This is a genomic window from Streptomyces sp. NPDC050161, assembly GCF_044460025.1.
Classification (GTDB): Bacteria; Actinomycetota; Actinomycetes; order Streptomycetales; family Streptomycetaceae; genus Streptomyces.
The window spans coordinates 22,541-30,050 of the sequence record NZ_JBITJM010000041.1; the positions used below are offsets into that span (position 1 = coordinate 22,541).

Below are 7,510 nucleotides of genomic sequence, written 5' to 3' on the forward strand. Positions count from 1 at the left end.
GGAACGCGTAACCGACGTGCCCGAACGCTTCGCCCCGGTCTTTCGCCCGGTCTGCGGCCGGCCGCTGGCCGTACTGGTGACCCCGGTTCGCCGCGACGCGCCGTCGGCCGAGCGGCGGCCCCTGTCGTGTGTATGACTACGTCCACGTCGAAGCGCATACGATGCCGGGGCCTGAAATCCGGCGCTTCCCTTGACGCTCGTTCAACTTCTCGCTTCGGTCCGGCGGCAGAGGTCAGCGCCAGTGGTTGTTGCTGGTGTGGTCGCCGGCGAGCCAGCGGGCGAGGTCGGCGTGTGCTGTGGTGCGCCGCTCGGCGTCGATCTTCTCCACGTCCGGGTGGTCGACAGTGAACTCCAGTATCAGCCCGTTGGGGTCCGTGACGTACAGCGAGACGCAGAACCCGTGGTCGATCACGTGGGCGTCCGTCTCCGCATAGCCGGCCGCGGTGATGCGCTCGCGCATGGCTTCCTGGGTCTCCGCCTCGACCTTGAAGGCGATGTGGCGCACGGGGGTGGAGTTGATGCCGGTCTTGAACTCCTCCTGGTCCTTGGGGTTGGCGAATTGGAAGAAGGCGAGCGCGCTGCCGTCGGCCAGGCCGTAGAAGGTGTGACTGTAGGCGCGCTCGGCCCCGGACAGCACCTCGCGCTCGGTCCACGTGGCCACCAGGGGCAGGCCGATCACGTCCTCGTAGAAGCGCCGGTTGGCTTCCTGGTCGTCGGTGATCCAGGCGTGGTGGTGGAGGCGGAGCGGCAGGGTCTGGCTCATTTCGGGTCATCTCCGTTGGTCGGATGGGGTGTTGGGCCGGATACCGGGTGGTTGCCGACGCTCTGACCAGCATGCCGCTCGAATCGGTTGAACGTTAAATCAATTCGCGCCATTGTCCGCGCGTCGGGGTGCCGGCTGCCCGTCGGTCGGCTCACGAGGGCGGAATCGGGTGGCGGGTGTTGACTGAGGCGGCGCCCCGGGGTTCATCCGCGTCAGGGTGGGTCGTCGACCGGCGTGAGCGCGGCCTCGGAGTGCGGGGGCTCCGACCTGGCTCGATGTGGCGCGCTTCCGCCCTGTTCCTGTGGGCTGGCCACTGGATGGTCGACGTTGGCCCGGTGTGTGGACGGTGGCAAGAAAAGGTTGAACAGCAATCTACTTGGGGCGTCATCCTGACCGGAGGGCCCGCGCCCGCCCAGCGGCTGCGCCCGTGCGCCGTATCGAACCCGGCCCGCCCGAGGTGCCGGCGGAGCCGAGGGGCAGATCGGCTTCTTCCGCCGCAACCACTTCGTTCCCGTCCCCGAAGTCTCCTCGCTCGCTGAGCTGAACGAGATGGTCGGACAGTGGGACTGCCAGGGCGATGCCCGCCGCAACGGTTCGCAGCCAAGACGGTCGCGGAGTGCTTCGCGTTCGGACGGCCGCTGTTGAGGCCGCTGCCCGAGGAGCCGTTCGAGACCGGGTTGATGTCCCCGCCCCGGGGCGACCGCTACGGCCCAGGTCCTCGTCCGCATCAACCGCTACTCGGTCCCGATCCGGCTGATCGGGAAGCGCGTTCGGGCCGTTCTGCACGCCTCTCACCTGGTGGTCTACGACAAGAACGTGGAAGTGGTCCGGCGCGAGAGGCTGATCGCCCAGGGGCACCGTCCGCCTGGAGCTGGACCACTACCTGGAGGCCCTGGTCCGCAAGCCCGGCGCCTTCCCTGGCTCCACCGCCCTCGAACAGGCCCGCTCAGCAGGCAAGTTCACCTCGGTCCATGACGCCTGGTGGGACCAGGCCAAGAGGATCCACGGAGAGCGGGGCGGCACTCGGGCTCTGACCGAAGTGCTGCTGTTGGGTCGGCACTTGTCCCACGAGCATGTCGTCGCCGGGCCGGCCGCGGCGCTGCGGGCCGGGGCCATGACCGCGGACGCCGTTGCACTGGAGGCCCGCAGGGGCCGCCCAGGCCGAGACCGGTCCCGGTCCCGGTCTCGATCCCGAGACTGTCCGTCCAGTCTCGGGTGACCAGACGGCGGCGGTGCACCGAGACCGGCACCGACTCCTACTGCCTGGCCAGCCCCCGGGCACGGACCGAGGAGCCCGCCAAGGCCGGCTGCCCCCTGCCGCTACCCGCCTCGACGGCCGGCCGCCGTGACGGGTGGCCGTCGTGACGGGTGGCCGGCCGTCCCGCGTTCGGGGCCACAGCTGTCCGTGGGCAGAGAAGTCAGACGGGCGGCCAGTTTCGCAACGCCGCGTCGGCCACCTGCTGGAGTTCGGAGCGGTCGGCGCCGCCGGCGGCCTGGACGGCGATGCCGTTCGCCACGGTCATGACGTATCGGGCGAGCAGTTCCGGGTCCGCGCCCGAGGGCAGATCACCCTCGTCGACGGCCTGCTGGAACCGGTGGCGGAGGCGGGTAAGGCCGTCCTCGCGCCAGGCGATCAGGGCGTCCTGGGCGACCCGTCCGGAGTCGCCGGCGGCCAGCGAGCCCTGCACGCCCAGGCATCCGGCGGGGCGGCCGGGGCGGGTGGTCGTGCTGACCGAGCCGGCGAGGAACGCCGTGGCCACCTCCCGGGCGCTCGGCTTCTCCAGCGCGCGGGCCGCATAGGCGGCGGGGCCTTCGGTGTAGCGCTCCAGGGCCTTGCGGAACAGCGTCTCCTTGTTGCCGAAGGCCGCGTACATGCTCTTGCGGGTGATGCCCATGGCGCTGGTCAGGTCGGTCAGGCTGGCGCCTTCGTAGCCCTGCTCCCAGAAGACCATCATCGCCCGCTCCAGGGCCTCGTCGGCGTCGAAGCCTCTCGGTCGGCCGATCGGCGCTCTCCGGGTGATCTCCACGAGCCCATCCTACCGCCTCGATACCGATCGGTGCAGAAGTGCTACGTTCCTTTCTGCACCGATCAGTATCTAAGTTTCGGGAGTTCAAGCAATGGGACAGCTGCAAGGCAAGACCGCCGTCGTCACCGGCGGCAGCACAGGAATCGGCCTGGCCACCGCCGCGCGGCTGGCGTCCGACGGTGCCCATGTGTTCATCACCGGCCGGCGCAAGGACGCGCTCGACAGGGCCGTCGAGTCGATCGGTTCCGCGGTCACCGCGGTGCCGGGCGACATAGCGGATCCGGCCGACCTGGACCGGCTGTACGACGCGATCCGTGACCGAGGCCGGGGTCTGGACGTGCTCTTCGCCAACGCGGGCATCGCCACACTCGCACCGCTGGCGCAGGCCACCCAGGAACAGTTCGACCAGATCTTCGGCGTCAACGTCCGGGGCACACTGCTCACCGTGCAGAAGGCATTGCCGCTGCTCAACGACGGCGCCTCGGTGATCTTGAACGACTCCATCCGCGCCGACGACGGCCGGGAGAACTTCGGCCTGTACGCGGCGTCGAAGGCCGCGATCCGGTCCCTCGCACGGACCTGGGCCAACGAGCTGAAGGGCAGGGGCATCCGAGTCAACACGGTCGCGCCGGGCGCGATCGACACCCCCGGAGTCGACATCGCCATCGGCGAGGGGAACGCTGCCGCCGTCAAGGCGGAGCTCACGGCGGGAGTGCCGATCGGCCGGAGGGGACGCCCGGAGGAGATCGCCGCCGCCGTGGCCTTCCTCGCCTCCGCGGACAGCAGCTTCATGCTCGGCACCACCCTGCACGTCAACGGCGGCGAGAACCAGTTCTGACCCCGCCACGCGGAGCCCCGACCTGCCGCGGGCGATTCCTCGCCCGCGGCATTCCGCCTGGCTCACACGAGCATCCGCGCAGCACGCCCGGACCGGACTGGACACGGAGCGCAAGATCCACCCCGACCGGTAGGGCCACCCAGCACCCCGAGCGTCACCTCGTACGACTGGGTCGCCGGCAAGGAAGCCGAAACGACGCCGCCGGTGCGCCGGGAGGGCGGGGAAGTGCTCACGCAGGGTCCTTCCGTGCGGGAGTGAGCCGTCGGAGGATGGCGATTGCGTGCGGCGGCTTGTGTCCCGTGGTTGGCGGGCCAATGGCGTGATGAAGAGACCGTTCCGTGCTGCCCACGAGCGGGGGACCGCAGCCGCGGGCAGCCGCATGCCGACGAATTGGCACTGCGCCCGTACGGGCTCCCGGCGCTCCGGTGATGGCGGGCTGGGCGCTTCTCGGCGCCGTGGTCACCCTGGTCACCGCGTTGTTCGCCCGCGGTCTCGTGCGGGGCGCTCGGCAGGCGGCACGGGAGGCGATCCGCCGCGGCCTGATCGCCCTCGGCCACGTCCAGAGCGCGGGGGACACGATGTCGCAGGCGCTCGGCAGCGCGACCTTCGCCTTCGCCCCGCCGCGCGCTGCCGGCCGCGAGTGCCTGATCGGCTGGCTGCGGTGGCGCACCGAACTCGGCGATGACGGGAGCCTGAGGCGCGATACGGGTTGGGCCGTGACGTACCGGCGTGCGCGACAGGGCGTGGGCCTGCGCATCGCGGTGAAGTCCGAAGGCGTCGAGTTCGTCATGCCTCCGGTGCGCACGGGGCACGTATCCGACCACTCCGCGGTGTAGCGGCGGCGGGTTGCCCAGCGTCGTCGCAGGCGTCGAGCCGTCGTTGCCCGGCCTCCGCAGGGGGATGCTGCTGTTGTGTTGGTTAATTGGGTGCCTTGTGTGACCTCCGTTCCCAAGACCTGATTCGGGTCCTAGCACCGCGTCAGGCAACGTTCGCCCTGTCGACCACGGCTCGTAGATCCCGTCTTGAGGAGTGGGCTTACCGGCGCGGCTTGTTGTGTCCCGTCGTCTGGTCTTCACCGGTTGGGGTGGTTTGGTCCGTCATCGCGTCTGCTGCTCTTCTCGGGGTGGTGGGTCCTGCGGACCATGGGCGGGGAGGGGCGGCGGGCCCGTCGTTGGTGTTCGGGGAGAGGGGCTGTGCTGTGTCCAGGACAGAGAATTCTTCGGGGCGGGATCCGTTGCGTGCCGTCAAGAGCGGGCCCGCGAGGCGAGGTGTGGCGGTGACCGGTGCGCTGGTCCTCGGTGGTGCCCTGCTGTGCGGGCCCGCTATGGCCGAGGTGCCGGCTGCCGGGCGTGTGCAACCGCGGCTCGCGGGTGAGCAGGCGTTCACGGCTTCAGGGTTCTTCACGGTGCCCGACGGGGTCAGGCAGGTGCAGGTATTCGCCTGGGGCGGCGGCGGGCGTGGCGGGCCGGGTGCGGGAGGCGCGGGCGGCGCCGGAGGAGGAGGCGGGGGCGAGAGCGAACCGATCTCGTCCTCGCGGGTCGGCGGCGGAGGCGGCGGAGGAGGCGCAGGCGGTAGTGGTGGCGGGGGCGGCGGGGGCGGTTCTGCGGGGCAGTACTACTCGTGCACGTTCAACGTGACTCCCGGCCAGGAGCTTCGGGTCGTCATCGGTTCGTCGTCGGGGAACGGAAATCCAGGAGGTGGCGGCGCAGCCGGTGCGGGCGGTGCCCCCGGGTCGACGTTTGTCAGTGGGAGCCCCGGTGCGGCAGGCGGTGGGGGCGGTGGGGCAGGAACGTCCTCCGTCGGCGGCGGAGGATCGACCGTTGTCATCGTGCAATCCGGTTACATGGCCGCGTCTGCGGGGAGTCCTGGCGGTGGCGTCGTCGGCTCGTCGGAGGCCAGGGGTGGCAGCGGCGGCAGCGACAGCGGGGGCGGGGGCGGGGAGAACGGCAAGGTCGGCCAGAGCGGCGGTGCGGGAGGGCAGGGCGGCCTACCGGGCTCGGGCGGAAGCGGCGGCGAGGGCGGCTACGGCAGGGATGACGAAGGCCCACGCGTAGGGGGCTTGTGCCGGGGTGGGACCGGTGGGACCGGCGCCTCCGGGACCACCGGCGCAGCCGGAGACGCCGGAAGGGGTGGCCGCCAGGGGGTGACCGGCGGCCAGGGGGTCGTCAACAGCGGGGGCCGGGGCGAAGCCGGGGGAAGCGGCGGTGGGGGCGGAGCCGGAGGCGCGGCCGGACAGCGGCCGGCCGGCGCCGTCACGCCACCCGACGGCGTCGCCCTCGGAGGCACGGGAGGCGTCGGCGGTAATGGCGGCAACGGCGGACGCGGCGGCGACGGCGACACCCCCCGCGGCAACGAGCAGACCCCCGGCGCCCCCGGAACCGCCGGAACCTCCGGCCAGACCGGAGCCCCCGGAGGACCCGGCTACGCCCTGATCAGGTGGTAACCAGCACCCACTCCTGCACCCGCCAACGGCTCCGGCCCCCACCACACTTCCACCAGAACTCCAGCGCCATACCCCAGCCCACCGGAGGAAAGACCCCTCACTCCCCTCACCCCCCTCACGACTTCGTCTGGCTGAACCGGCATGTCGACGACGGCGCCTACGTGCTGTCGTCGACAAGGTGAACGTTGTCTGATGCGGCGCCAGGGCCTGTCCGATGGGTCGAATGCGCTGAGCGTGGCTGAGGGTTGACGGGGGCTTGCTGCTGAGGGCTTGCCGCCGGGGTCTGCAGCCCCCGGCAGGCGGATCCGTCGGTCAGCTCAGCCGGGCATCGGCGTAGAAGACCATCGCATCGCGCTGGTAGACGGCCAGTCCGTCGGCGATCGCGTCGTAGTTCGCGCGCATCTGCGGGTCATCGACGAAGTGCTGGCCCATCCCCTTGTAAGCAGCCGCGTCCGGGCTCCAGGTCCGGCACACGAACCGGTACTGGGCGTCCACTGCGGTCTGCACTGCGGGATCGGCAACCGGTGTGCCGGCCGCCATGAACTCCGCCATGCGGATCATCTGCGCCGTCACCTCCCGCTGCCATTGCTCCACGTCCTCGGCGCTCATCGCCCCCTGGGCCTGCCGGGCCTGCTGGGCCTCCGCCCAGGCCCGCGGCCACCGCTCCCGCACCTCGGCTTTGGCGGCCTCCCCCGCGGCCGAGAAGCGGGCGGGGTCGAAGCCCTCGAACAGGTTCTCCGGCCTGTTGATCTTCACCATGTCGTTGTTGTCCCTGCCTTCCTCCAGTTCGGCGAGGGTGCGGCCGACCGTGCGGGCGAGCGTCTCCAGTCGGTCCCGTTCCGCGAGCAGCCGTTGGTGGTGCTCGCGGAGCACGGCCACCTGATCGATCCGGCTCTCCAGGACCGCCCGGATCTTGCGCAGCCCCACGTCCAACTCCCGCATCAGCAGGATCTGTTGCAACCGCAGCAGATCCGCCTCCTCGTAGTAGCGGTGCCCGTTGCCACCGATCCCTGCGGGCGGCAGCAAGCCGATCTCGTCGTAGTGGCGCAGTGTCCGGGACGTCACCCCGGACATCCGGGCCACGTCCGCAATCGACCAGGCCATGCCCTGCCTCCCCTCGCCGGGCCGGTCTCTCCGGCCCCACAGAAGACCGTAGAAGTTGACGCAGCGGAAAGCGCAAGCCGGAAACCCGCGGCAGGCGCCCTATGGCGGCGCTGGGCACGCTGGTCCCGGCGCCCGGGGATGATGCGCCGGATCTGCAGTCGCCACAGGCAGCGGCGATTCCTGCATGAGCTGTACGCCTCGTCACCACACAGACGGTCCGGATGCGTCCGCGGATGCCCGCTAGGGCGTGTATTGAGTTGTGATCAATTTGCGGGATGTGCCTTCGCGGCGGGGCGCGATCCGATAGACCGTCTTGCGTGACACGAGTGCAACTG

General features: G+C 70.8%; 6 protein-coding genes. 3 read left to right on the forward strand and 3 right to left on the reverse strand.

Annotation, left to right across the window (positions count from 1 at the left end):
- Positions 1–232 precede the first annotated feature (232 nt).
- Positions 233–763, reverse strand: a complete 531-nt coding sequence (locus ACIBK8_RS34945; protein ID WP_399046634.1) for a VOC family protein — start codon at positions 761–763, stop codon at positions 233–235.
- A 756-nt stretch (positions 764–1,519) separates the two neighbouring features.
- On the opposite strand from ACIBK8_RS34945, the gene ACIBK8_RS34950 reads away from it, so the two are divergent.
- Positions 1,520–1,738: a hypothetical protein gene (locus tag ACIBK8_RS34950; RefSeq protein WP_399046643.1), complete on the forward strand. Its 219-nt coding sequence runs from the start codon at positions 1,520–1,522 to the stop codon at positions 1,736–1,738.
- A gap of 443 nt (positions 1,739–2,181) precedes the next feature.
- Here the strand turns inward: ACIBK8_RS34950 and ACIBK8_RS34955 are convergent, their stop codons facing one another.
- Entirely contained in the window at positions 2,182–2,790 is a 609-nt protein-coding gene (locus tag ACIBK8_RS34955; RefSeq protein ID WP_399046636.1) for a TetR/AcrR family transcriptional regulator, read from the reverse strand.
- A 91-nt stretch (positions 2,791–2,881) separates the two neighbouring features.
- Here ACIBK8_RS34955 and ACIBK8_RS34960 point away from each other — a divergent pair, with 91 nt between their 5' ends.
- Both ACIBK8_RS34960 and ACIBK8_RS34965 read left to right on the forward strand, forming a co-directional pair.
- Positions 2,882–3,628 carry an SDR family oxidoreductase gene (locus tag ACIBK8_RS34960; RefSeq protein WP_399046638.1) on the forward strand — a complete coding sequence of 249 codons (747 nt, stop codon included), beginning with the start codon at positions 2,882–2,884 and terminating at the stop codon, positions 3,626–3,628.
- Positions 3,629–4,056: 428 nt separating this feature from the next.
- The gene (locus ACIBK8_RS34965; protein WP_399046639.1) at positions 4,057–4,464 is read left to right on the forward strand and encodes a hypothetical protein; all 408 of its coding nucleotides are present in this window, start codon (positions 4,057–4,059) and stop codon (positions 4,462–4,464) included.
- Positions 4,465–6,383: 1,919 nt separating this feature from the next.
- Here ACIBK8_RS34965 and ACIBK8_RS34970 read toward each other — a convergent pair.
- Positions 6,384–7,175 carry a MerR family transcriptional regulator gene (locus ACIBK8_RS34970; RefSeq protein ID WP_399046641.1) on the reverse strand — a complete coding sequence of 264 codons (792 nt, stop codon included), beginning with the start codon at positions 7,173–7,175 and terminating at the stop codon, positions 6,384–6,386.
- Positions 7,176–7,510: the final 335 nt, after the last annotated feature.

Bases quoted from the DNA above. Each gene is read 5' to 3' on its own strand.
- ACIBK8_RS34945 (WP_399046634.1), bottom strand. From the start codon at position 763: ATGAGCCAGACCCTGCCGCTCCGCCTCCACCACCACGCCTGGATCACC.
- ACIBK8_RS34960 (WP_399046638.1), top strand. From the start codon at position 2,882: ATGGGACAGCTGCAAGGCAAGACCGCCGTCGTCACCGGCGGCAGCACA.
- ACIBK8_RS34965 (WP_399046639.1), top strand. From the start codon at position 4,057: ATGGCGGGCTGGGCGCTTCTCGGCGCCGTGGTCACCCTGGTCACCGCG.
- ACIBK8_RS34970 (WP_399046641.1), bottom strand. From the start codon at position 7,175: ATGGCCTGGTCGATTGCGGACGTGGCCCGGATGTCCGGGGTGACGTCC.